Here is a 24,262-nt window from a genome sequence, read left to right on the forward strand (position 1 = left end):
CCCCAAAGCAGACAACTCAATTTTCCTGACACACCGGGTTGTCAGGTTTGAGGCCGCTTCGCGCCCTAGCGGGAGCAAGCTCCCTCGCCACGACAGCTCGTTAGCCTTAGTGGGCTCGGGCGACCGCCTGTCAGCATCGAAAAATAAAATCAAAAGATCCCATCTTCAGAAATTACCTACAGATGAATACCAGTTCACCCAGTAGGCGTTGTCGCACCTGAAGATCTTTGCGTTCGAATCCCCTCCCCCTAATACCACTTCAATCCCACCCCGATAAAACCCGCTAACAACGCCTCTAGAACCCAGGCAAGCGGCGTTGACATGGTATTCAAGTGGTATTAGCTTCCACCCCACTTACCGAGCGACAACAACTCGACAACCGCATCGGACACCCTATGAACGACATCCTGGCCCTGCGCCCTGACGACACCCAACCCACGCCGCTGTACCTGCAATTGGCGCGTAACCTGGAGACGGCGATTCATGCCGGCCAGTGGAAAGCCGAGCAGGCGATGCCGTCCGAGCGCAGCTTGAGCGAGCAACTGGGCATTTCCCGGGTCACGGCCCGCAAGGCCTTGGAGGTGCTGTTCGAACAAGGCTTGATCCGCCGCAACCAGGGCTCGGGCACCTTTATCACCCCGCGCCTGGAACAGCCGCTGTCACGCCTCAGCGGCTTCAGCGAAATGCTGCGGCTCAAGGGTTTTGTGCCGGGTTCCCAATGGCTGGAGCGGGAAATCACCCCGCCCACCCACGAAGAACTGATCCGCCTGGGCCTGTCGCCCACCGACAAAGTCGCTCGGCTCAAGCGCCTGCGCAAGGCCGACGACACGGTCATGGCCATCGAAATGAGCACCCTGCCCGCCAGCCTCATTCCCAAGCCGCAAGCGGTGGGCGATTCCCTCTACGCATTTCTCGACGGCATCGGCAAGCCGGTGGTGCGCGCCTTGCAACACATCCAGGCCATCAATGCCTCGGACGAATTCGCCGCCCTGGTGGGCATCGCCCCCGGCACCGCGATGTTGCTGATGACCCGGGTCGGCTACCTGGAAGACAACACCCCCATCGAAGTCACCGACACCTATTGCCGCAACGACTACTACGACTTTGTCGCAGAACTGCGGCGCTAGACGACTAGAGAGTCCCCATGTCCGAAGACAATATCCTCACCGCCAATGGCTGGGTTCGCGGCCGCCTGATCCATGCACACGGCAAGGTCGTGTCCATCGAAGGCCAGCCTTGCGATCCGGCCAGCAACGACCTGCCCTACCTGCTGCCCGGTTTCATCGACCTGCACGTCCATGGCGGTGGCGGCAAGGACATCATGCAAGGCGCCCCGGCGTTCGAAACCATCGCCCGCACCCATGTGCGTTTCGGCACCACCGCGCTGCTGGCCACGACTATGACCGCGCCCAGCGAAGAAATCGCCAGCGTGCTGCAGGCCCTCGGCGAGTTCTGTGAACAACGCCCGAACGGCAGCGCCCGGGTCCTGGGCGTGCACTTGGAAGGCCCTTACATCAACCCTGGAAAACTGGGCGCGCAACCGAATTTCGCCCACACCGCGCTGCTGGCCGAGGTGGAGCGCTACCTGGCCCTGGCGCCGATCCGGGTGATTACCATCGCCCCGGAAATCGCCGGTCACGATGCCTTGATCCGCGCCCTCAGCGCCCGGGGCGTGCGCATGCAGATCGGCCATACCTTGGGCAGCTACGAAGAAGGCGTCGCGGCGTTGGCCGCCGGGGCGACCAGTTTCACCCACCTGTACAACGCCATGAGCCCGCTGCATCACCGCGAGCCGGGCATCGTCGGCGCGGCCCTGGCCCATGCCCGCTACGCCGAGCTGATCCCCGACTTGCTCCACGTGCACCCCGGCGCCATGCGCGTGGCCCTGCGGGCGATCCCGTGCCTGTACTGCGTCACCGACTCCACCGCCGCCGCCGGCATGCCCGACGGCGAATACAAGCTGGGCAGCCACACCGTGACCAAATGCCTGGGCGGGGTGCGCCTGGCCGATGGCACCCTGGCCGGCAGCACCCTGACCATGGACCAGGCCCTGCGCAACCTGGTGAAAATCGGCCTGCCCATCGCCGAAGCTTCCCAGCGTCTGTCCCAGTTTCCCGCCGACTACCTCGGCCTGCCCGAGCGCGGTCGCCTGCAACCCGGCGCCTGGGCCGACTGTGTACGCCTTGACCGTTCCCTGACCCTGACCGACGTGATGGTCGAAGGAGAAGCCATTGACTTCCAAAATGCTTGAAGAGGCCCTGGCCTCCCATGAAGCGGTCGAACGCCAGTTGCAGCGACTGGACCCGGCCCTCGAGGAAATCGCCGGACGTCTGCGCCGCCAGCCACCGCAAGTGGCAATGACTGTCGCCCGCGGCAGCTCCGACCACGCCGCCAGCTATTTCGCTTACCTGGCCATGCAGCAGTTGGGCATCCCGGTGGCCTCGCTGCCGATGTCGGTGGTGACCATGAAACAGGCGCCGCTGAAGGTCAGCGGCCAGGTGGCGTTCGGGTTTTCCCAGTCGGGACAGAGCCCGGACCTGGTGAACAGCCTGCGCCTGTTGCGCAAGCGTGGCGCCTTGAGCGTGGCCCTGGTCAACGCCACCGACTCGCCTCTGGAAGCCGCCTGTGAATTCAGCGTGCCGCTGTGTGCCGGCGTCGAGAGCAGCGTCGCCGCGACCAAGAGTTTCATTGCCACCCTCAGCGCCAGTGCGCGACTGGTGGCCCATTGGAAAGCCGACGCCGAGTTGCTCGAAGCCGGCGGCGCCCTGCCCGAGGGCCTGCGCGAGGCCGCCCGCCAGGACTGGCACAGCGCTGTCGACGCCCTGCGCGACTGTCAGCGGTTGATGGTGATCGGCCGGGGCGCCGGGTTCGCCATCGCCCAGGAAGCAGCGCTCAAGTTCAAGGAAACCTCGGCGATCCAGGCCGAAGCCTTCAGCAGTGCCGAAGTTCGCCATGGGCCCATGGCGCTGATCGACCATGACTACCCACTGCTGGTGTTCGCCCCGCGCGGTGCCGAACAGGCCGGCGTGTTGAGCCTGGCCGCGGACATGCGCCAGCGCGGTGCCCGGGTCCTGTTGGCGGCACCTGATGACATTGTCGAACGCGACCTGACCTTGAGCCGCGCCGAGCACCCGGCCCTGGACCCGATCCTGGCGATCCAGAGCTTCTACGCGATGGCCGCGAGCCTGGCCGTGGCCCGAGGCCTGGACCCGGACCAGCCACGGCACCTGAGCAAGGTCACCCGTACCCACTGATCCGACTGCTTTTCAAACAAGAGCCTGAAGAGAGCGAGCCCATGCCCAACAACAATAAAGAGCTGATCCTCAGCGCCCCCCTCAGCGGCCCGGTGCTCACCCTCGCCAATGTCCCGGACGCAGTGTTCGCCAGCGGCGCCATGGGCGATGGGATCGCCATCGACCCGCTGAACGATACCCTCTACGCGCCCTGCGACGCTGAAGTAATCCACGTCGCCCGCACCGGCCACGCCGTGACCCTGCGGGCCGACAATGGCGCCGAACTGCTGCTGCACCTGGGCCTGGATACGGTCGAGCTGCAAGGCGACGGGTTTTCCATGCTGGTCAAGGAAGGTGCACGGGTCAGCCATGGCCAGCCGCTGCTGCGTTATGACGTGGATAAAGTGGCGCTGCGCTGCAAGAGCTTGGTCAGCCTGCTGGTCATCACCAACGGCGAGCGTTTCCAGGCACGGCCCATCACGCTCGAAGGGGTGAAGGTCGGCGAGCCGCTGCTGCACATTCTCGCCAAGGCCGGCGGCCAGGCGGAACATCACGAACAGGACTGTGGCATTGAAGTATTCAGCCAGGTCCGCATCGCCCATCGCGGCGGCCTTCACGCCCGTCCGGCGGCGCTGGTGCGCCAGACCGCGCAAGGCTTCAAGAGCCGCTCGCAGCTGCATTTCGACGGCAAGTCGGCCTCCTGCGACAGCGTCATGGGCATGATGGGGCTGGCCATCACCGAACAGGCGCAAGTGCACGTCAGTTGCCGGGGCAGCGATGCCGAGGCGGCGTTGCAAGCCTTGCTGGCGACCTTATCCACAGCCCTGGTGGAAGAGGCCCATGCCAGCGCGCCGCCGCCCGAACCACCACGGACTAATGCCGAAGCGGGCGTGTTGCACGGCGTATGTGCCGCGCCCGGCCTGGTGACTGGGCCGATGGTTCGGTTGAGTGGCATTCAATTGCCGGAAGACATCGGCGGCCATGCCATCGAAGAGCAGCGACAACGCCTGAGTGACGCCCTGGCCCAGGTCCGTGGCGAGATCCACCTCACGCTGGAGCACGCCCGGGCCAGGCAGCACCACGATGAAGAGGCGATCTTCAGTGCCCACTTGGCGCTGCTGGAAGACCCGCTACTGCTGGATGCCGCCGACCTCTTCATCGAACAAGGCAGTGCGGCGCCCCACGCCTGGAGCCGCTCCATCGACGCCCAATGCCAGGTCCTGCAACAACTGGGCAGCACGCTACTGGCCGAGCGCGCCAACGATTTGCGCGACCTGCGCCAACGGGTCCTGCGGGTGTTGCTGGGTGAGGCCTGGCAGTTCGACGTCGCGGCGGGCGCCATCGTCGCCGCCCAGGAACTGACCCCGTCGGACCTGCTGCAACTCAGCGCACAAGGTGTGGCCGGCGTGTGCATGGTCGAGGGTGGCGCGACGTCCCATGTGGCGATCCTGGCCCGAGGCAAAGGCCTGCCATGCCTGGTGGCGCTGGGCGAGACACTGCTTGCACAGGCGCCAGGGCAATCGGTGGTGCTGGACGCTGATGGTGGCCGCCTCGAACTCACACCCACCGCCGAGCGCCTGGCGCAAGTGCGGCAAGCACAGACCCGACGCACAGCCCTGCGCGCCCAACAACAGACCCTCGCCCACACGCCGGCGCGAACCGTCGATGGCGTGGAGGTTGAAGTCGCCGCTAACGTGGCCTCCAGCGCCGAAGCCGGCGAAAGCTTGGCCAACGGTGCCGATGGCGTTGGCTTGTTGCGCACCGAGTTTCTCTTCGTCGACCGCCACACCGCTCCCGACGAAGAAGAGCAGCGCCAGGCCTATCAAGCCGTACTCGATGCCATGGGCGACAGGCCGGTGATCATTCGCACCATCGACGTCGGTGGTGACAAGCAACTGGACTACCTGCCACTGCCGAGCGAAGCCAACCCGGTACTGGGCCTGCGCGGCATTCGCCTGGCCCAGGTGCGACCGGACCTGCTCGACCAGCAACTGCGCGCCTTGCTGCAAACCCGTCCGCTGGACCGCTGTCGAATCTTGTTGCCCATGGTCACCGAAGTCGACGAACTGCTGCACATCCGCCAACGCCTCGATGCCCTTGGCACCGAACTGGGCCTGAGCGAACGCCCGCAATTGGGGGTGATGATCGAAGTGCCGGCCGCCGCGTTGCTGGCCGAACAATTGGCCGAACATGCGGATTTCCTCTCCATCGGCACCAATGACCTGTCGCAATACACCCTGGCCATGGACCGCGACCACGCCGGCCTCGCCGCCCGGGTCGATGCCTTGCACCCCGCGCTGCTGCGGCTGATCGCCCAGACCTGCGCCGGTGCCGCCAGGCATGGGCGTTGGGTCGGCGTGTGCGGGGCCCTGGCCTCGGACCCATTGGCCACGCCCGTACTGATCGGCCTGGGTGTACGCGAACTGTCGGTCAGCCCGCCGCAGATCGGCGAAATCAAGGACCGCGTGCGCCACCTCGACGCCGCGCAGTGCGCTCGCTTGAGCAGCGAACTGCTGAACCTGGGCAGCGCACTCGCGGTACGCCGTGCCTGCCATCGACACTGGCCCCTGGGCTGAGCCACTTCGAAAAACAATAAAGGGAGAGACGCCATGTACCAGCATTTCATCGAAGGGCTGCAACGCCTCGGCCGGGCACTGATGCTGCCCATCGCGATCCTGCCCATCGCCGGCCTGTTGCTGCGCCTGGGCGACACCGACCTGTTGAACATCGCCATCATCCACGATGCCGGCCAGGCGATTTTCGCCAACCTGGCGATGATCTTCGCCATCGGCATCGCCGTGGGCTTCGCCCGGGACAACAACGGTACGGCGGGGCTGGCCGGGGCCATCGGCTACCTGGTGATGATCGCCACCCTGAAGGTGCTCGATGCCAGCATCAACATGGGCATGCTCGCCGGGATCATCAGCGGCCTGCTGGCGGGCGCGCTGTATAACCGCTTCAAGGACATCAAGCTGCCGGAGTACCTGGCGTTCTTTGGTGGCCGGCGCTTCGTGCCGATTGTCACCGGCTTCAGCGCCGTCGGGCTGGGCGTGGTGTTCGGCCTTATCTGGCCGCCGATCCAGCAGGGTATCAACGGTTTCGGCGCCTTGCTGATGGACAGCGGCAGTTTCGGCGCCTTCGTGTTCGGAGTGTTCAACCGATTGCTGATCACCGGCCTGCACCACATCCTCAATAACATGGCCTGGTTCATCTTCGGCAGTTTCACCGACCCCGACACCGGTGCGGTGGTCACCGGTGACCTGAGCCGTTATTTCGCCGGCGACCCCAAGGGTGGCCAGTTCATGACCGGCATGTTCCCGGTGATGCTCTTCGGCCTGCCCGCCGCGTGCCTGGCGATGTACCGCAATGCCTTGCCCCAGCGGCGCAAGGTCATGGGTGGGATCCTGCTGTCCATGGCGCTGACCTCGTTCCTGACCGGTGTCACCGAGCCGATCGAATTCGCCTTCATGTTCCTCGCGCCCCTGTTGTTCCTGGCCCACGCGCTGCTCACCGGTGTGTCGATGGCCGTGACCAATCTGCTGGACATTCACCTGGGCTTTACCTTCTCCGGTGGCTTCATCGACATGGTCCTGGGCTGGGGCAAATCCACCAACGGCTGGTTGGTCGTCCCGGTGGGCCTGGCCTACGCGGCAATCTATTACCTGGTGTTCGACTTCTGCATCCGCCGCTTCGACCTGAAGACCCCGGGGCGTGAAGAGGTACCGGCAGGCGACAAACCGGCCATCGCCGAAAACCAGCGGGCCGCGGCCTACATCCAGGCGTTGGGCGGCGCCGACAACCTGATCACCATCGGTGCCTGCACCACGCGCTTGCGGCTGGACATGGTGGATCGCAACAAGGCGTCCGACGCCCAGCTCAAGGCCCTCGGCGCCATGGCCGTGGTGCGCCCCGGTAACGGCGGGAGCCTGCAGGTGGTGGTGGGGCCGATGGCCGACAGCATTGCCGATGAAATCCGCCTGGCGATGCCCTCCTCCCTTCGCCCGGTCACCGCGCCGGTGCCGAATGCCCCTGCACCGACAACGCCTGCCGCCCTTTCCAGCGCCGAAGCGCAACAATGGCTGGACGCCCTCGGAGGTCAGGACAACGTCCTGCAACTCGAGTGCGTGGCGACGACCCGGCTACGGGTGCGGCTGGCCGATGACAAGGGCTTGTCGGAAAGCCAGCTCAAAGGATTGGGGTGTCAGGGTATGAGCTTGTTGGAGGGTGGCGTCTGGCACTTGCTGCTGGGGGAGAAGGCGCCGCGGTTATGGCAGGCATTGGATGGCCTGGCGCATGGCCGCAAGGTCGATGCCGGGGCCTAGCACCCCGTGTTCTACCGGGATTTTTGTATTCTTCTTTCGATTTATCGCGAGCAAGCTCGCTCCCACAGTGGCTGGGTGTTGTTCACAAACCTGTGATCGACACCTGCCTCTTGTGGGAGCGAGCTTGCTCGCGATGAGGCGGGTACTTATTGCATCAAGCCCGAACCTGTCCCCAACCGAAAAGTTATCTAGCGCGATCCCTCGACAAAACCCTCGATTAAAGGTCATCAACCAAGCGCTAACAACTGTCAGAAATAACAGGTAACGGATAATTCAGACCAGTAACAGCCAATAAACACAACCTGATATTCGCGACCGCACCCAACTGAGACGCTTGTTACAAAATAAGAGCTTACAGCCAATCACAGTCATCTATTCTCTCTCACGCAGTGAACCTAGGCACATTCCAGCGTTGCCTTGGCACTGAGCAATCGGTAATTCCACTGTCAATTCGAAGAATAGGTCGTAATGAAATATGTGATTCGATTGGCATCCTCGTTTCAGGAGAGGTGTCCACATCATGAGTAGAAGCAGCGGTTTTATACGGGCGGCGACTGTCGCCATGGTATTGGCAGGCGCCTGGCAGGCGAGCCCCAATGCGTGGGCAACGACCCCGGACTCGGCGCAGAAGGATGAACCTTGGTACCAGGCCTGGCTGCAGGTCACGGCGGATCCCAGCGTGGACATCCGCAAGACCCAACCCTTATTGCGCTGGCGGACCGACCTGGACACGCTTTATCGGGGAGACACCACCAATCAAGGCCTCGAGGCCTTCCAGGTCGGCTTGCTACCCAAATCCGTGACCTTCCCCGAGGACACATGGATGTACAACTGGTTCAAGCATGGGGCTGGGGCCCAGCGCTCGGTCTACAGCAGTACGACGCGTAGCCAGCGTATCGCCCAGAGCTTCGCCAATGAATGGGTATTCGAGTTCAAGGCCCCCCATGGCATCGACCAACAGGAATCGGGGGGGCCTATTATCGGCGAGGAAGAGATCAGCTACCCCGGCGGGGTCAAAGGGCACTTTATCAAGCAGGCCTGCAAGAAAACCGACCTGACCGATTGCATCGCCAACCCGGACTACCGCGAACCCTCCGGTCACGAGACGATGCTGGAAGTCGCAGCGACGCCTATCGATTGGGGCAAGATCACCCCGCCAGAAGGCCTGGCCTGGGTGACAAACAAAGAATCCCTCTGGGCGGTGGGCTCCTCGAGGATCAACCCTGTGCAAGGAGCGGACGCACTGGCCAGTGGGTTACGGGCAAGAAACTCGCAACCACCGGTCTTGCGTTGGGCGAGCAGCCCGGAGTCTCCTTCCGTTCAATCGGTCGTCGTGGCGTTTCGTGACTATAGCGACGCCAAGATCTGGGCGGTCACGGAAGCGGCAAACGGCGGCTGGGTGTACGAAGTCAGGCCCAACAGCGTGGCGGTGGATCTGTCAGGGGAGGACACCGGCAACCGTCCAGGCGCCTTCGCCTTCATCGGCGGTATCAAGGGCGGGCTCTTGATGAATGCTCGCCGGTTCGAGAAAGGTGTGGGCGAACCGGTCGAATGCATCGGCATTGAAAAAGAAGCCTGCCGGCTCGAGAACCGGCATCAGTAGACGGGCAAGGAAGAGCCCATGTGGGAGCGAGCTTGCTCGCGATGACGGCGGCACATCCACTGCTCATCTAAGCGGACCCACCGCTATCGCGAGCAAGCTCGCTCCCACAGGGTGGACTGTGCCAACGGGATCACTGGACTCCAAGGGGGAACCTGCTTGCGCTGGCGGGCATGGTTTTGCCATTCACCCGGGCAATAAAAAACCGCTGGTTCAATCAGCGGTTTTTCATTTCAACGAACCGAGGATCAGAAATCCTCCAACCGCCATACTTCATATGCCGGCGTCTCGTAGGGATGGCTTTGTTTCAGCGCGTCCACCACCCCACGAATCAGCTCATCGGCAACGACAAGCTCTACCTTCCACTCCTCGACCTGCTCGACCTGGCCCGCCTCGCCAATGAACGGCCGGCTGCCGTCCAGAGGGCGGAACTGGCCCAGGCCCAACACTTGCCAGGCACAGTGGTCATAGTCGCCGATTCGCCCGCCACCGGCAGCGAATACGGCGCTTTTGACCTCGTCTACGTGGCTGGCCGGGACGAAGAAGCAGAGCTTGTACACCGCCTCAGTTCACCCAGACGCGGGCGTTACGGAACATGCGCATCCAGGGCGCGTCTTCGTTCCAGTCGTCCGAACGCCACGAGTTCTGCACCGCGCGGAACACCCGCTCCGGGTGCGGCATCATGATCGTGACGCGGCCATCGCGGCTGGTCAGGCCGGTGATCCCGCGCGGCGAGCCGTTCGGGTTGGCCGGGTAGGTTTCGGTGACCTTGCCGTGGTTGTCGACAAACCGCAGCGACACGCAACCGGACAGGTCGGCTTCGAGCAAGGCTTCTTCGCTTTCGAATTCCGCATGGCCTTCGCCGTGGGCGATGGCGATCGGCATGCGCGAACCGGCCATGCCCTGCAGGAAGATCGAGTTCGACTCCTGGACCTGGACCATCGCCACGCGCGCTTCGAACTGCTCGGAGCGGTTACGCACGAAGTGCGGCCAGAACTCGCTGCCCGGAATCAACTCGTGCAGGTTGGACATCATCTGGCAACCGTTGCACACGCCGAGGGTGAAGCTGTCGGTGCGTTCGAAGAAGCCTTGGAATGCGTCGCGGGCGCGGCTGTTGAACAGCGCCGACTTGGCCCAGCCTTCACCGGCACCGAGCACGTCGCCGTAGGAGAAACCGCCGCAGGCGACCATGCCCTTGAAGTCGTTCAGGTCGACACGACCGGCCAGGATGTCGCTCATGTGCACGTCGATCGCGTTGAAACCGGCGCGGTCGAACGCTGCCGCCATCTCCACCTGGCCGTTGACGCCCTGCTCGCGCAAGACCGCCACTTGTGGGCGAATGCCTTTCTTGATGTAGGGCGCGGCCACGTCGTGGTTGACGTCGTAGCTGAGCTTGGCGCTCAGGCCCGGGTTGTCTTCTTCCAGCAGCGCGTCGAACTCCTGCTCGGCGCACTCGGCGTTGTCGCGCAGGCGCTGGATCTGGTAACTGGTTTCAGCCCACTGACGCTGCAACAGACTGCGCTGGCCTTCGAAGACGGTGTCGCCGTTGAAGGTGATGTTGATGTGGGCGTTGTTGATCGGCTGACCGATCACCGAGACGCAATCGGCCAGGCCGGCGGCGCTGAACTGGGCGAGGATGTCCGGGGTGGCGTCCTGGCGAACCTGGATCACCGCACCCAGTTCTTCGTTGAACAGGATGGCCGGGATTTCAGCCGTGGACTCGGCCACGCTGTCGAGGGTCAGGCTCAGGCCACAGTGACCGGCGAAGGCCATTTCCACCACGGTGGTCAGCAAACCACCGTCGGAACGGTCGTGGTAGGCCAGCAGGTGACCGTCGGCGTTGAGGCCCTGGATGACGGCGAAGAACGCCTTCAGGTCTTCGGCATCGTCGACGTCCGGCGCTTGCGAACCGAGCTTGCCATGCACCTGGGCCAGGATCGAGGCGCCCATGCGGTTCTGGCCACGGCCCAGGTCGATCAGGATCAGGTCGGTGGTGCCCTTGTCCATGCGCAGTTGCGGGGTCAGGGTCTGGCGGATGTCGGTGACCGGGGCGAAACCGGTCACGATCAGCGACAGCGGCGACGTCACGCTCTTGTCCACGCCTTCGTCGTTCCAGCGCGTGGCCATGGACATGGAGTCCTTGCCCACCGGAATGGTGATGCCCAGCTCCGGGCACAGCTCCATGCCGACAGCCTTGACGGTGTCGTACAGGCGGGCGTCTTCACCCGGGTGACCGGCGGCGGACATCCAGTTGGCCGACAGCTTGATGTCGGAAATCTTGCCGATGCGCGAAGCCGCGATGTTGGTCAGGGTCTCGCCGATCGCCATGCGGCCCGAGGCCGGGGCATCCAGCAGCGCCAGCGGCGTGCGCTCGCCCATCGCCATCGCTTCGCCGGTGTAGACGTCGAAGCTGGTGGCGGTCACGGCCACGTCGGCCACCGGCACCTGCCATGGGCCGACCATCTGATCACGGGCCACGAGGCCGGTGATGGTACGGTCGCCGATGGTGATCAGGAAGCTCTTGCTCGCCACGGCCGGGTGATGCAGCACGCGCTCGATGGACTCGCCGAGGTCGAGGGTGGACGGATCGAAATCATCCCCCAGCTCCGCTTCGCGAACCGCCGAACGGTGCATGCGCGGGGCCTTGCCCAGCAGCACTTCCAACGGCATGTCCACCGGGCTGTTGCCGAAGTGGCTGTCGGTGACGGTCAGTTGCGGCTCGGCGGTGGCTTCACCCACTACCGCGAACGGGCAGCGTTCGCGCTCGCAAATGGCCTGGAAGCGTTCGAAGTCGGCCGGGCCGACCGCCAGGACGTAACGCTCCTGGGATTCGTTGCTCCAGATTTCGTGCGGGGCCATGCCCGGCTCGTCGTTTGGAATGTTGCGCAGTTCGAAGCGGCCACCACGGCCACCGTCGTTGACCAGTTCCGGGAAGGCGTTGGACAGGCCGCCCGCGCCGACGTCGTGGATGAAGCTGATGGGGTTGTGTTCACCCAGCTGCCAGCAACGATCGATGACTTCCTGGCAACGGCGTTCCATTTCCGGGTTTTCCCGCTGGACCGAGGCGAAGTCCAGGTCGGCCGAGCTGGTGCCGGTGGCCATGGAGGAAGCCGCGCCACCGCCCAGGCCGATCAGCATGGCCGGGCCACCGAGGACGATCAGCTTGGAGCCGACCAGGATCTCGCCTTTCTGCACGTGTTCGGCGCGGATGTTGCCCATGCCGCCCGCGAGCATGATCGGCTTGTGGTAACCACGGACTTCCTCGCCACGGGGGGTGGTGATGGACTGTTCGAAGGTACGGAAGTAGCCGGTCAGGGCCGGACGGCCGAATTCGTTGTTGAACGCCGCGCCCCCCAGGGGACCTTCGATCATGATGTCGAGGGCGTTGACGATGCGCTCAGGCTTGCCGTAGGGCTTTTCCCACGGCTGTTCGAAACCTGGGATCTGCAGGTTCGACACGGTGAAGCCGGTCAGGCCGGCCTTGGGCTTGGCGCCGCGCCCGGTGGCGCCTTCGTCGCGGATCTCGCCACCGGAACCGGTGGACGCGCCCGGGAACGGCGCAATGGCGGTCGGATGGTTATGGGTCTCGACCTTCATCAGGATGTGCACCGGCTCCTGGACCGCACCGTACTGGCGGGTCTCGGGGTTCGGGTAGAAGCGACCGGCAACATTGCCGACGATCACCGCCGCGTTGTCCTTGTAGGCCGACAGCACACCCTCGTTATGCATCTGATAGGTGTTCTTGATCATGCCGAACAGGCTTTTTTCCTGGCTCTGGCCGTCAATGTCCCAACTGGCGTTGAAGATCTTGTGGCGGCAGTGCTCGGAGTTGGCCTGGGCGAACATCATCAGTTCGATGTCGTGCGGGTTGCGCTTCAAGCCCTGGAAGGCGTTGACCAGATAATCGATCTCGTCTTCGGCCAGGGCCAGGCCCAGTTCGGCGTTGGCGTTTTCCAGTGCGGCACGGCCGCCGCCCAGTACGTCGATGGCCGTCAGCGGCTTGGGTTCGGCGTGGCTGAACAGACCGGCGGCCTGCTCCAGGTTGCCCAGCACGACCTGGGTCATGCGGTCATGCAGGCCTTCGGCGATCAACTGGGCCTCGGCCTCGCTGAACTCACCGGCGACATAAAAGGCAATGCCGCGCTCCAGGCGCTGGATCTTCGCCAGGCCGCAATTGCGGGCGATGTCACTGGCCTTGCTCGACCACGGCGAAATGGTGCCGAAACGCGGCAGCACCAGGAACAGGCGACCGGCCGGCTCCTGGACAGGAACACTGGGGCCGTACTTCAGAAGGCGCGCGAGCACCTGCTGTTCGTCGCCGGTCAAACCGCCGGTGACTTCGGCGAAGTGAGCGAATTCAGCATACAAGCCACTGACAGCCGGAACCTTTTGGCTCAGTTGCTCAAGGAGTTTGCTGTGGCGAAAGGCAGAAAGGGCAGGAGCGCCGCGCAGGATCAACATCTTCGGGACAGCCTCGGGAAGGGGGTGTGCTTTGAGGCCGTGCATTCTAGCCTAAACCGCCGGCAACGGCACCCGAAACGGCATGCACGGTGCTGGCCGAATGTCGGTCTTTGCGCGTACGACGGTATTGGCCCCCCGTGCCAAGGTCCGCGCAGAGATATTTTTCAGCGGCGCAAAGCCTGCCATACCCCGGCCGGCCGGTGTTGCGGACATGTTTTGCAACCGCTAGCAGACTGGCCTTTTGCTGTCGAGATATGGCGGTAGGGGCCGTTTGCGTATACTGCGCAGATGTTTTCCCCAACGGCTTTGCGTCCGCGATATGCCAGATGGCTGATCGCAACCGGACTCTTCCTGGTGCTCAGTGGTTGTGTTGAGAAACCCAACACACTGGAGCGCGTAAAGGAGGATGGCGTGCTGCGGGTGGTTACCCGAAACAGCCCCGCCACCTACTTTGAGGATCGTAACGGTGAAACCGGCTTCGAATACGAGCTGGTGAAGCGATTCGCCGACGATTTGGGGGTGGAACTGAAGATCGAGACCGCCGACAACCTCGACGACCTGTTCAACCAGGTCGGCAAGCCCAACGGTCCGGTATTGGCGGCCGCGGGCCTGGTCAGCAGCGAACAGCGCAAGAAGCAGGTACGGTTTTCCCACGCCTACCTGGAAGTCACCCCGCAGATCATCTACCGCAACGGCCAGTCACGCCCCACCGACGCGGCCGCCCTGGCGGGCAAGAAGATCATGGTGCTCAAGGGCAGCAGCCACGCCGAACAGCTGGCGCAGCTGAAACAGCAATACCCCGGCATCGAATACGAAGAGTCCGACGCGGTTGAAGTGGTCGACCTGCTGCGCATGGTCGACGAGGGGCAGATCGACCTGACCCTGGTGGACTCCAACGAAGTGGCGATGAACCAGGTGTACTTCCCCAACGTGCGCGTGGCCTTCGACCTGGGCGATGCCCGCAGCCAGAGTTGGGCCGTGGCCCCCGGCGAAGACAACAGCCTGCTCAACGAGATCAACAACTACCTCGACAAAGTGCAGAAGAACGGCACGCTGCAACGCCTCAAGGACCGCTACTACGGCCACGTCGATGTCCTCGGCTACATGGGCGCCACCACGTTCGCCCAGCACCTGCAACAACGCCTGCCCAAATACGAACAGCACTTCAAGGCCTACGCCAAGCAGGAAAAAGTCGATTGGCGCCTGCTGGCCGCGATCGGCTACCAGGAGTCGCTGTGGCAACCGGCGGTCACGTCCAAGACCGGCGTGCGCGGCCTGATGATGCTGACCCAGAACACCGCCCAGGCCATGGGCGTATCCAACCGCCTGGACCCGAAGCAAAGCATCATGGGCGGCGCCAAGTACCTGGCCTACATGAAGGACCAACTGGATGAAAGCATCGAGGAGCCCGACCGCACCTGGTTCGCCCTGGCTGCCTACAACGTCGGCAGCGGCCACCTGGACGACGCCCGCAAACTGGCGGCCAAGGAAGGGCTGAACCCGAACAAGTGGCTGGATGTGAAGAAGATCCTGCCGCGCCTGTCCCAGAAGCAGTGGTACAGCAAGACCCGCTACGGCTACGCCCGGGGCGGCGAGCCCGTACATTTCGTGGCGAACATCCGTCGCTACTACGACATCCTGACCTGGGTGACGCAGCCGCAACTCGAAGGCGACCAGGTGGCCGAGGGCAACCTGCACGTGCCGGGCGTGGACAAGAGCAAGCCGAACCAGGAATCCCCGCAGCTTTAATTAAGTCACCACGTCCTCTGTGGGAGCGAGCTTGCTCGCGATGAGGGCCTGACCTTCAGCATTGATGTTGACTGTCAGTCTGCTATCGCGAGCAAGCTCGCTCTCACAGGGGATAGTGGCTGGCTCAGGACTTGGCGGCAGCCAGGATCAGCGCTTTCATCTCCGCCACCGCCGACTTGAACCCGACGAACAACGCATGGGCCACCAGCGCGTGGCCGATGTTCAGCTCGTTGATGCCCTTGATGGCCGCGACGGCTTCGACGTTGTGATAGTGCAGGCCATGGCCGGCGTTGACGATCAAGCCCTGGGCCAGGCCAAAGGCGACGCCATCGGCGACCCGCTGCAGCTCGTCGGCCACCTCGGTGGGGGTTTCGGCATCGGCGTAACGACCGGTGTGCAGTTCGATGGCCGGTGCGCCGACCCGCTTGGACGCTTCGATCTGCCGTTCGTCGGCATCGATGAACAGCGACACCTCGGCACCGATCTTCGACAGGCGTTCCACCGCCAGGCTGATCCGCGATTCCTGCCCCGCTACGTCGAGGCCGCCTTCGGTGGTCAGTTCCTGGCGTGTCTCTGGCACCAGGCAGATGTGCGCCGGGCGGATGAGTTCAGCGAACGCCATCATTTCTTCGGTCACGCCCATTTCGAAGTTCATGCGGGTCTGCAGTACGTCCTTGAGCAGCAGCACGTCGCGCTCCTGGATGTGACGACGGTCTTCACGCAGGTGCACGGTGATGCCGTCGGCACCCGCCTCTTCCGCGTCCAGCGCGGCCTTGACCGGATCCGGGTAGCGCGTACCGCGGGCCTGGCGCAGGGTGGCGACATGGTCGATGTTCACGCCGAGAAGAATGCGATTGCTGGTGCTCACAAAAAGGCTCCTGAAGGGGCAGATAGTCGGCCCACAGCATACGGGTTGATCAGGGCTTGCGAAACAGCTCGCGACTGACCAGGGGCCGACCGCCCAGGTGCACGGCCAGGGCTTGGCGCATCAGACGCTTGGCCGCCGACAAGGCGCCCGGCGCACTCCAGTCGGCCTCGGCCATGGCCAGCAGCTCGGCGCCATTGAACAGCCCCGGTTGCAGCAGATAGACCCGCTCCAGGCCAGCATCCACTTGCAAACGGTAGAGGCCGTCGGCGGCGATGGGCTCGCCGTGCAGGTCGGTGCTCAAGGCGAAACCGTAGCCCAGGTCATCCAGCAGCCGCCATTCGAACGAACGCAGCAGCGGCTCCAGTGGACGGCCTTCGGCCAGGGCCAGCAGCGTGGCGGCGTAATGGTCGAAGACGGCCGGGTGGGGATCTTCGGCGGGCAGCAGGCGGATCAGCAGTTCATTGAGGTACAAGCCGCTGAACAACGCCTCGCCGTTGAGCCAGGCGGCGACGCCGTTGCTTTCCATGCGCCCGACGTTCTTCAACTCGCCCCGCCCGCGAAATTCGACTTCCAGCGGCACGAACGGCCGCGCCAGCGTCCCCGCCTTGCCCCGCGCGCCCCGCAGCACCGCCCGCAGCCGCCCTTGGGGCGTGAGGAAGTCCACCAGGGCACTGCTTTCGCGGTAGGCGCGGCTGTGGAGGACGTAGGCGGGTTGGCCGGTGGGTTGGGTTGGGGGCATCAAGGGCCTGAATATCAGAAGATATCGACTATGGAAGAAAGCTTCGTGGCGAGGGAGCTTGCTCCCGCTGGGCTGCGAAGCAGCCCCAGGTTCAGCGACTTCGTTCAGTCAGATACACCGCATTGCCTGATTTTACGACTGCTTCGCAGCCGAGCGGGAGCAAGCTCCCTCGCCACAAAAGCCCGCCCACCATGATCTTGGGGTTACAGGTCGCCGTAACCCAACGAACGCAACGCACGCTCGTCATCGGACCAGCCGCCCTTCACCTTGACCCACAGGTTGAGCATGATCTTGGAGTCGAACAGCAGCTCCATGTCCTTGCGCGCCTCGGTGCCGATGCGCTTGATGCGCTCGCCCTTGTCGCCAATGATGATTTTCTTCTGGCCGTCACGTTCGACGAGGATCAACGCATGAATGTGCAGGGTCTTGCCCTGTTGCTTGAACTCTTCGATCTCGACCGTGATCTGGTACGGCAGCTCGGCGCCCATCTGGCGCATGATTTTCTCGCGCACCAACTCGGCGGCGAGGAAACGGCTGCTGCGGTCGGTGATCTGGTCTTCAGGGAAGAAATGATCGTTTTCCGGCAAGTGTTCGGCAATCACCCGCTCCAGCGCGTCGAGGTTATGGCCGTGCTGGGCAGAGATCGGGATGATCTGGGCATTGGGCAACTGTTCCTGCAACCAGGCCAGGTGCGGCATCAGTTCAGCCTTGTCTTCGATGCGATCGGTCTTGTTCAGCGCCACGATCAACGGCCCTGTCACGTACTGGACGCGTTCGAGGACCATCTGGTCTTCTTCGGTCCATTTGGTGCGGTCGACCACGAAGATCACCACGTCGACGTCTTTCAACGCCGCCGAGGCAGTCTTGTTCATGTAGCGGTTCAAGGCCTTTTCGCCACCCTTGTGCATGCCCGGGGTGTCGACATAGATCGCCTGCACGGCGCCTTCGGTCTTGATACCCAGCATGTTGTGGCGGGTGGTCTGGGGCTTGCGCGAGGTGATCGCCAGTTTCTGGCCCAGGATGTGGTTCAGCAGCGTGGACTTGCCCACGTTCGGCCGACCGACAATGGCGACATAGCCGCAGCGGGTGACGGTTGTATCAGTCATTGCCATTCTCCACGCCCAGGGCGATCAGTGCTGCGGCGGCCGCTACCTGTTCGGCAATACGACGACTCACACCCTGGCCCCGGCTTTTTTCATTCAGTAGGACAACTTCGCATTCGACGAAGAAGGTTCGGCAATGCGGCTCACCCTGGATATCCACCACTTCGTAGCGTGGCAGTTCGCAACTGCGCGACTGCAGGAACTCCTGCAAACGGGTCTTCGGATCCTTGTTGGTGTCCACCAGCGTCAGGCTGTCGATCTCGGAAGTTAGCCAGGCCAGTACGCGTTCGCGCGCCATGTCCATGCCTGAGTCCAGGTAGATCGCGCCAATCAACGCTTCCAGGGCATCGGCCAGGATCGACTCGCGACGGAAACCGCCGCTTTTCAATTCACCGGAGCCCAGGCGCAGGTAGTCGCCCAGGTCGAAACCACGGGCCAGTACAGCCAGGGTCTCACCTTTTACCAAACGCGCGCGCAAACGCGACAACTGGCCTTCGCGGGCCAGCGGGAAGCGCTCGAACAGCGCCTCGCCGGCCACGAAGTTGAGGATGGCATCACCGAGGAATTCCAGGCGTTCGTTGTTGCGCCCGGCAAAACTGCGGTGAGTGAGGGCCAGGAGCATCAGGTCCGGGTCCTTGAAGGTGTAGCCGAGCTGACGCTCGAGACGGCTTAGAGAAACGCTCACGGTTTACCCACGCTGAGTTCGTGGCTGGATTCCACCGCCAGGGTGGCAAGGCACCGTTGGCTTGGGACAATTAACGCTGTGTTCAAAAATGACGTCCTGACTATCGTTGGCTTCATGCCTTCGGGCAACCTTGTGCAGGCTCCAGAAAAGCATTCGGCGCTGTGTTCAACAGCGCCGTGTGGGATTACTTGATCAGGCCAACCCGCGAGAAATTCGGCAGGTGGCTGAGTTTGGGTTCCGGCCAGCTCATCCAGACCGCAAAGGCCTTGCCGACGATGTTTCGGTCCGGGACCATGCCCAGCAGGTCCTTGGGAATGTTCGGATCATCCCAGTAACGGCTGTCGTTGGAGTTGTCGCGGTTGTCGCCCATCATGAAATAGTGCCCCGCCGGCACGGTCCACGAACGGTCCGGCGTTGCGCGGTAGCGGCTCATTTCCTTGCGGATCAGGTGTTCGGCCTCGCCGAGTTTTTCCCGGTAGAGTTCGGCACTGCCCAGCGTACCCGGCTCGGAGCCGAGCAACTGTTCGGCCACTGATTCGCCATTGACAAACAGACGCTTGTCGGCGGTGTAGCGGATCGTGTCGCCCGGCAGGCCGACCACGCGCTTGATGTAGTTGACGTTCGGGTCGCTCGGGAAGCGGAACACCATGACATCACCGCGCTGCGGGTCACCCACCTCGATGACTTTCTTGTCGATCACCGGCAGGCGGATCCCGTAGGAGAACTTGTTCACCAGAATGAAATCGCCCACATCCAGGGTCGGCTTCATCGAGCCGGACGGGATCTGGAACGGTTCCACCAGGAACGAGCGCAGCACCAGCACGATGAACAGCACCGGGAAGAACGACTTGCCGTATTCGACCAACAGCGGTTCCTTGTTGAGCTTTTCGATCACCACACCATCAGGCTGGCTGACGCTGCCCTGATAAGAGGCGATGGCCGCCCGACGCCGAGGCGCCAGGAACAACAGATCAAGCAACGCCAACAGGCCGCAGACAAATACGGCGATAACCAGCAACAGCGGGAAATTTAGCGACATAGGACCTAACTATCCAACCTGAGCACCGCAAGGAAGGCTTCCTGTGGAATTTCCACGTTACCGACCTGCTTCATGCGTTTTTTACCGGCCTTCTGCTTTTCCAACAGCTTGCGCTTACGGCTGACGTCGCCGCCGTAGCATTTGGCCAATACGTTCTTTCTGAGCGCCTTGACGGTTGTACGCGCCACAATCTGCCCGCCAATGGCGGCCTGGATTGCCACATCGAACATCTGCCGCGGAATCAGTTCCTTCATCTTCTCGGTCAATGCACGACCTTTGTAGTGCGCGTTGTCACGGTGCACGATCAATGCCAGGGCATCGACCTTCTCGCCGTTGATCAGCACATCCAGTTTCACCAGATTAGCCGATTGGTAACGATCGAAATGATAGTCCAGCGAAGCATAGCCGCGACTGGTGGATTTGAGACGGTCGAAGAAGTCCAGCACCACTTCGTTCATCGGCAGGTCGTAGGTCACCTGGACCTGCGTGCCAAGGAACAGCATGTCGTGTTGTACGCCGCGTTTCTCGATGCACAGGGTAATGACGTTGCCCAGGTGCTCCTGAGGCACAAGGATGTTGGCCCGCACGATCGGTTCGCGCATGTCCTCGATGGCCGACAGGTCCGGCAGCTTGGACGGGTTGTCGACGTAGAGGGTTTCGCCGTTCTTGAGCAGCAGCTCGAAGATTACCGTCGGCGCCGTGGTGATCAGGTCCAGGTCGTACTCGCGCTCCAGGCGCTCCTGGATGATTTCCATGTGCAACATGCCCAGGAACCCGCAGCGGAAGCCGAAGCCCAGGGCGTCGGAGCTTTCCGGGGTGTATTGCAGGGACGAGTCGTTCAGGGTCAGCTTTTGCAGGGCTTCGCGGAAATCCTCGAAGTCGTCGGAACTGACCGGGAACAGGCCGGCATAGACCTGCGGCTGGATGCGCTTGAAACCGGGCAGCACATCGACGTCGGGGGTGGAACTCAAGGTCAGGGTGTCGCCGACCGGCGCCCCGTGGATGTCCTTGATACCCGCGATGATGAAGCCCACTTCACCGGCCTTCAGGTCGACGGTGGCGGTATGTTTCGGGTTGAAGACCCCGACGCTGTCCACCAGGTGGATCTTGCCGGTGGACTTGACCAGGATCTTGTCGCCCTTCTTCACGCGGCCATGGCGCACGCGTACCAGGGAGACTACGCCCAGGTAGTTGTCGAACCAGGAGTCGATGATCAACGCTTGCAGCGGATCTTCGATGTTGCCGGTTGGCGCGGGAATGGTGGTGACCAGGCGTTCGAGCACTTCATCCACGCCCAGGCCGGTCTTGGCGCTGCAGGTGACCGCGTCGGTGGCGTCGATGCCGATGATTTTCTCGATTTCTTCCTTCACGCGGTCCGGATCGGCCTGGGGCAGGTCGATCTTGTTCAGCACCGGCATGACTTCCAGGCCCTGCTCGATGGCCGTGTAGCAGTTGGCAACCGACTGGGCTTCGACGCCCTGACCGGCATCGACCACCAGCAATGCGCCCTCACAGGCCGCCAGCGACCGGCTGACTTCATAGGTGAAGTCGACGTGGCCGGGGGTATCGATGAAGTTCAGCTGATAGGTGACGCCGTCGCGGGCCTTGTAATAGAGGGTAACGCTGTGGGCCTTGATGGTGATCCCGCGCTCACGCTCGAGGTCCATGGAGTCCAGGACCTGGGCTTCCATTTCACGCTCGGCCAGGCCGCCGCACATCTGGATGAAGCGATCAGCCAGCGTCGACTTGCCATGGTCAATGTGGGCGATGATGGAGAAATTGCGGATATGACTCAAATCACTCACGGATCAACACTCAAAAAGGCTGCAGGCATGGCCCGCCGAAAAATAGCCGGGAATTGTACCTGATACACCGCGCGAGTGGGAGCAAAGCTTGCTCGCGAAACAGCCACCTCGATTTCCGAAAGACCGCATCGCCCGTATCGCGAGCAAGCTTTGCTCCCACACAGCCCAGCTCCCACAGCCCCCTCGCTACGCGTGCGATCAACCCACCCGACGCAACAGCCAGACCCCGGCCAATGCGCAGACAGCCGCGGGGACCAGCACCGCGAACAGCGGCGAGAAACCGAACACCAAGCTCGACGGCCCCAACAGATCCTGGGCGATACGGAAGGTGAAGCCCACCAGCACGCCGGTGAACACTCGTTGACCGAGGGTCACCGAACGCAGCGGGCCGAAAATGAACGAAATGGCCATCAACACCAGGGCGGCGGTGACCAGCGGCTGCAACACCTTGACCCAAAAAGCCAGCCAGTAGCGGCCATTGTTCAGGCCCTGGTCCGCCAGGTAGTGGATATAGCCCCACAAACCGGTAATCGACAGCGATTCCGGCGCCATCACCACGGTGCTGAGCAACTGCGGGCTGATCGACACGTCCCAACGCTCTTGCGGGGCGGTGACCACTTCGGTGCGTTTGTCATGGAACAGGGTGGTAGTGACATCACTCAGTTGCCAGTGATCCTCGGCGAAATTCGCCCGCTTGGCGAAGCTCGATGACAGCATGTGCCGCTGGTCGTCGAAACGATAGCGGGTCACGCCATAGAGGATGCCATTGGGCTGGACCGAGTTGATGTGGATGAACTCGTCACCCTGGCGGTGCCACAGGCCGTGCTTGGCGCTTTGCGCATCACCGCCGCCCTGGGCCAGGGAGCGGTTGGCCTGGGCGGTGTTCTCGGTGGCCGGGGCGATGTATTCGCCGATCAACACACCCACCAGCATCAGCACCAGCATCGGCTTCATCACCGCCCAGACGATCCGACCAATGGACACGCCTGCGGCGCGCATGATGGTCAGTTCGCTGTTGCTGGCCAGGCTGCCCAGGCCGATCAGGCAGCCGATCAGCGCCGCCATCGGCAGCATGTCGTACAGGCGCCGGGGCGCGGTCAGCAGCACGTAGCTCGCCACGTCCGTCAGGGTATAGGTGTCGCTGACGTCGCTCATTTCATCGATGAAGGCAAACAGGGTCGCCAGGCCAAGGATGATCCCCAGCACCGCGAGAATCGCCATGAACACGCTGCTGCCGATGTAGCGGTCGAGTTTAACCACGGGCCACCTCCAGCGCGCTGCGACGACTGGCCAGTTTCAGGCGCAGCGGTTCCCAATAGAGCAGCCCCAGGCCGATGGCCAGGAAGATGCCATGCACCCACCACAAGCCCAGCGTCGGCGGGATCTTGCCCTTCTCCAGGGCGCCGCGGGCGGAAATCAGGATGGTCAGGTAAGCCATATACAGGAGAATCGCCGGCAGCAACTTGAGGAAACGGCCCTGGCGCGGGTTGACCCGCGACAGCGGGACCGCCATGAGGGTCACGATGAATACCAGCAGCGGCAACGACAGGCGCCATTGCAGCTCGGTGCGGGCACGAATGTCCTGGTTGCCCAGCAGGCTGGCGGTCGGCATCGCATCGCGATCGGTGACTTCGTCACTGACCTCGGGCTTGGGCAACAGCACGCCATAGGTGTCGTACTTGATGGCCCGGTAGTCGGCCTGCCCCGGCTTGCCATCGTAGCGATAGCCGTTGTGCAGGATCAGGTAGCGGTTGCCGTCGGGGTTGATTTCCTGCCGGCCCTTCTCGGCCACCAGCACGGAAATGCCACGGTCCTTCTTGGTGTCCGAAGACAGGTTCTTTTGCGTAATGAAGACGCCGCCCAGGTCGATCCGGTCATCCGAGAGCTGTTCGGTGTAGGTCACCCGCGTGCCGTCGCGCAGGGCCTGGAAACGCCCTGGCACCAGGGTGTCGAATTCGGTCATGGCGTCCTGCTGGTTGATCAGCAGTTGGAATTGGTTGGCGCCCTGGGGCGACAGGCTCAGGCTCAGCCAGGCCACCACCAGCGCCACCAATGTGGCCGGGAACAGGGTCATGCGAAACAGCCGTTGCTGGCTCATGCCGGTGGCCGACAGCACGGTCATTTCGCTGTCCAGGTACAGGCGCCCATAGGCCAGCAAAATGCCGAGGAACAACCCCAGCGGCAGGATCAATTGCAGGAAGCCCGGCAGGCGGAACCCCATGATCAGGAACAGGGAGCCCGGATCCAGGGCACCGGAGGCCGCCTGGGCAAGGTATTTGATGAAGCGTCCGCTCATGATGATGACCAGCAGCACGGCGCTCACGGCGCTCAGGGTCAGCAGGACTTCGCGGGATAGATAACGAAAGACGATCACACCAGACACTCCAGGGTTGTCAGGCTGGGTTTTGTATGAAAAGTGCCTGCGCGACGATCATGCAGCGTTGAAAACAGGCTCGGAATGCTCATTGACAGCCAGTCAACTCCGCTTCCTCGCCTGTTTTCGCCTTGCCTGATCGTCGCTCGGCGACTTTTCATACACACCCTTAAGGCGGCCAAACAAGCAAACGTATCGAGCCGGTCCGCCAACGCGAACCGCCGAAAAAAGAGCCGCATTATCCTGTGATTGGAGGCGCCTGTCACTTCGCACGCTTTAAACCG

18 protein-coding genes are annotated in these 24,262 nt (G+C 62.9%); 8 read left to right on the top strand and 10 right to left on the bottom strand.

The genetic code is table 11. From position 1 onward, the window contains the following. The 7 genes from BLO80_RS30055 to BLO80_RS11630 form a co-directional block, all read left to right on the top strand. Positions 1 to 205, top strand: a 205-nt coding sequence (locus BLO80_RS30055) for a hypothetical protein (RefSeq protein WP_218189371.1), incomplete at its 5' end; no start/stop codon positions are given. Positions 206 to 395: 190 nt separating this feature from the next. Continuing rightward, the gene (locus tag BLO80_RS11605; protein ID WP_092205378.1) at positions 396 to 1,127 is read left to right on the top strand and encodes a GntR family transcriptional regulator; all 732 of its coding nucleotides are present in this window, start codon (positions 396 to 398) and stop codon (positions 1,125 to 1,127) included. Between the two features lie 17 nt (positions 1,128 to 1,144). Further along, a complete protein-coding gene (gene nagA, locus BLO80_RS11610) occupies positions 1,145 to 2,251 on the top strand; it encodes an N-acetylglucosamine-6-phosphate deacetylase (RefSeq protein WP_092331980.1) in 1,107 nt (368 codons plus the stop codon). Further along, positions 2,232 to 3,254 carry an SIS domain-containing protein gene (locus tag BLO80_RS11615; protein ID WP_092331977.1) on the top strand — a complete coding sequence of 341 codons (1,023 nt, stop codon included), beginning with the start codon at positions 2,232 to 2,234 and terminating at the stop codon, positions 3,252 to 3,254. Before nagA ends, BLO80_RS11615 begins: the two co-directional genes overlap by 20 nt. 41 nt (positions 3,255 to 3,295) lie before the next feature. Next, positions 3,296 to 5,809: a phosphoenolpyruvate--protein phosphotransferase gene (gene ptsP / locus BLO80_RS11620; RefSeq protein WP_092331975.1), complete on the top strand. Its 2,514-nt coding sequence runs from the start codon at positions 3,296 to 3,298 to the stop codon at positions 5,807 to 5,809. Positions 5,810 to 5,842: 33 nt separating this feature from the next. Then, entirely contained in the window at positions 5,843 to 7,555 is a 1,713-nt protein-coding gene (gene nagE / locus BLO80_RS11625) for an N-acetylglucosamine-specific PTS transporter subunit IIBC (protein WP_092331972.1), read from the top strand. A gap of 520 nt (positions 7,556 to 8,075) precedes the next feature. Continuing rightward, positions 8,076 to 9,158, top strand: a complete 1,083-nt coding sequence (locus tag BLO80_RS11630; RefSeq protein ID WP_139196964.1) for a scabin-related ADP-ribosyltransferase — start codon at positions 8,076 to 8,078, stop codon at positions 9,156 to 9,158. 245 nt (positions 9,159 to 9,403) lie between these two features. On the opposite strand, the gene BLO80_RS11635 is transcribed toward BLO80_RS11630, so the two are convergent. Then, positions 9,404 to 9,715, bottom strand: a complete 312-nt coding sequence (locus tag BLO80_RS11635; RefSeq protein WP_092331967.1) for a YqfO family protein — start codon at positions 9,713 to 9,715, stop codon at positions 9,404 to 9,406. Between the two features lie 4 nt (positions 9,716 to 9,719). Further along, on the bottom strand, positions 9,720 to 13,616 hold the full coding sequence (gene purL / locus BLO80_RS11640) for a phosphoribosylformylglycinamidine synthase (protein ID WP_092331964.1): 3,897 nt from the start codon (positions 13,614 to 13,616) through the stop codon (positions 9,720 to 9,722). A 288-nt stretch (positions 13,617 to 13,904) separates the two neighbouring features. Between purL and mltF the strand changes: the two genes are divergently transcribed. Continuing rightward, complete coding sequence (gene mltF, locus BLO80_RS11645) at positions 13,905 to 15,365, top strand: membrane-bound lytic murein transglycosylase MltF (RefSeq protein WP_092331962.1); 1,461 nt, start codon at positions 13,905 to 13,907, stop codon at positions 15,363 to 15,365. Positions 15,366 to 15,489: 124 nt separating this feature from the next. On the opposite strand, the gene pdxJ is transcribed toward mltF, so the two are convergent. The 8 genes from pdxJ to lptF all read right to left on the bottom strand — a co-directional run bounded on the left by pdxJ (position 15,490) and on the right by lptF (position 23,978). Further along, entirely contained in the window at positions 15,490 to 16,233 is a 744-nt protein-coding gene (gene pdxJ, locus BLO80_RS11650; protein WP_060740813.1) for a pyridoxine 5'-phosphate synthase, read from the bottom strand. Between the two features lie 49 nt (positions 16,234 to 16,282). After that, entirely contained in the window at positions 16,283 to 16,972 is a 690-nt protein-coding gene (recO, locus tag BLO80_RS11655; RefSeq protein ID WP_092251906.1) for a DNA repair protein RecO, read from the bottom strand. Positions 16,973 to 17,175: 203 nt separating this feature from the next. Further along, positions 17,176 to 18,078 (bottom strand): GTPase Era, encoded by a 903-nt coding sequence (gene era, locus BLO80_RS11660; protein WP_079303829.1) that lies wholly within the window; start codon positions 18,076 to 18,078, stop codon positions 17,176 to 17,178. After that, positions 18,071 to 18,760, bottom strand: coding sequence for a ribonuclease III (gene rnc, locus BLO80_RS11665; RefSeq protein ID WP_092166278.1), 690 nt, complete (start codon positions 18,758 to 18,760; stop codon positions 18,071 to 18,073). The genes era and rnc overlap by 8 nt, the downstream gene beginning before the upstream one ends. Before the next feature lie 184 nt (positions 18,761 to 18,944). Continuing rightward, on the bottom strand, positions 18,945 to 19,799 hold the full coding sequence (gene lepB, locus BLO80_RS11670; protein ID WP_092166276.1) for a signal peptidase I: 855 nt from the start codon (positions 19,797 to 19,799) through the stop codon (positions 18,945 to 18,947). 5 nt (positions 19,800 to 19,804) lie between these two features. Next, entirely contained in the window at positions 19,805 to 21,604 is a 1,800-nt protein-coding gene (lepA, locus tag BLO80_RS11675) for a translation elongation factor 4 (RefSeq protein WP_060740809.1), read from the bottom strand. Between the two features lie 198 nt (positions 21,605 to 21,802). Further along, positions 21,803 to 22,864 carry an LPS export ABC transporter permease LptG gene (gene lptG, locus BLO80_RS11680; protein ID WP_092331959.1) on the bottom strand — a complete coding sequence of 354 codons (1,062 nt, stop codon included), beginning with the start codon at positions 22,862 to 22,864 and terminating at the stop codon, positions 21,803 to 21,805. After that, on the bottom strand, positions 22,857 to 23,978 hold the full coding sequence (lptF, locus tag BLO80_RS11685; protein WP_092331956.1) for an LPS export ABC transporter permease LptF: 1,122 nt from the start codon (positions 23,976 to 23,978) through the stop codon (positions 22,857 to 22,859). The genes lptG and lptF overlap by 8 nt, the downstream gene beginning before the upstream one ends. Positions 23,979 to 24,262: the final 284 nt, after the last annotated feature.

It is taken from the genome of Pseudomonas sp. NFACC56-3 (assembly GCF_900100025.1).
In the GTDB taxonomy this organism is placed as follows: Bacteria; Pseudomonadota; Gammaproteobacteria; order Pseudomonadales; family Pseudomonadaceae; genus Aquipseudomonas; species Aquipseudomonas fluorescens_AA.

Bases quoted from the DNA above. Each gene is read 5' to 3' on its own strand.
- mltF (WP_092331962.1), top strand. From the start codon at position 13,905: ATGTTTTCCCCAACGGCTTTGCGTCCGCGATATGCCAGATGGCTGATC.
- nagA (WP_092331980.1), top strand. From the start codon at position 1,145: ATGTCCGAAGACAATATCCTCACCGCCAATGGCTGGGTTCGCGGCCGC.
- nagE (WP_092331972.1), top strand. From the start codon at position 5,843: ATGTACCAGCATTTCATCGAAGGGCTGCAACGCCTCGGCCGGGCACTG.
- lepB (WP_092166276.1), bottom strand. From the start codon at position 19,799: ATGTCGCTAAATTTCCCGCTGTTGCTGGTTATCGCCGTATTTGTCTGC.
- recO (WP_092251906.1), bottom strand. From the start codon at position 16,972: ATGCCCCCAACCCAACCCACCGGCCAACCCGCCTACGTCCTCCACAGC.
- era (WP_079303829.1), bottom strand. From the start codon at position 18,078: ATGACTGATACAACCGTCACCCGCTGCGGCTATGTCGCCATTGTCGGT.
- BLO80_RS11630 (WP_139196964.1), top strand. From the start codon at position 8,076: ATGAGTAGAAGCAGCGGTTTTATACGGGCGGCGACTGTCGCCATGGTA.
- purL (WP_092331964.1), bottom strand. From the start codon at position 13,616: ATGTTGATCCTGCGCGGCGCTCCTGCCCTTTCTGCCTTTCGCCACAGC.
- BLO80_RS11605 (WP_092205378.1), top strand. From the start codon at position 396: ATGAACGACATCCTGGCCCTGCGCCCTGACGACACCCAACCCACGCCG.
- ptsP (WP_092331975.1), top strand. From the start codon at position 3,296: ATGCCCAACAACAATAAAGAGCTGATCCTCAGCGCCCCCCTCAGCGGC.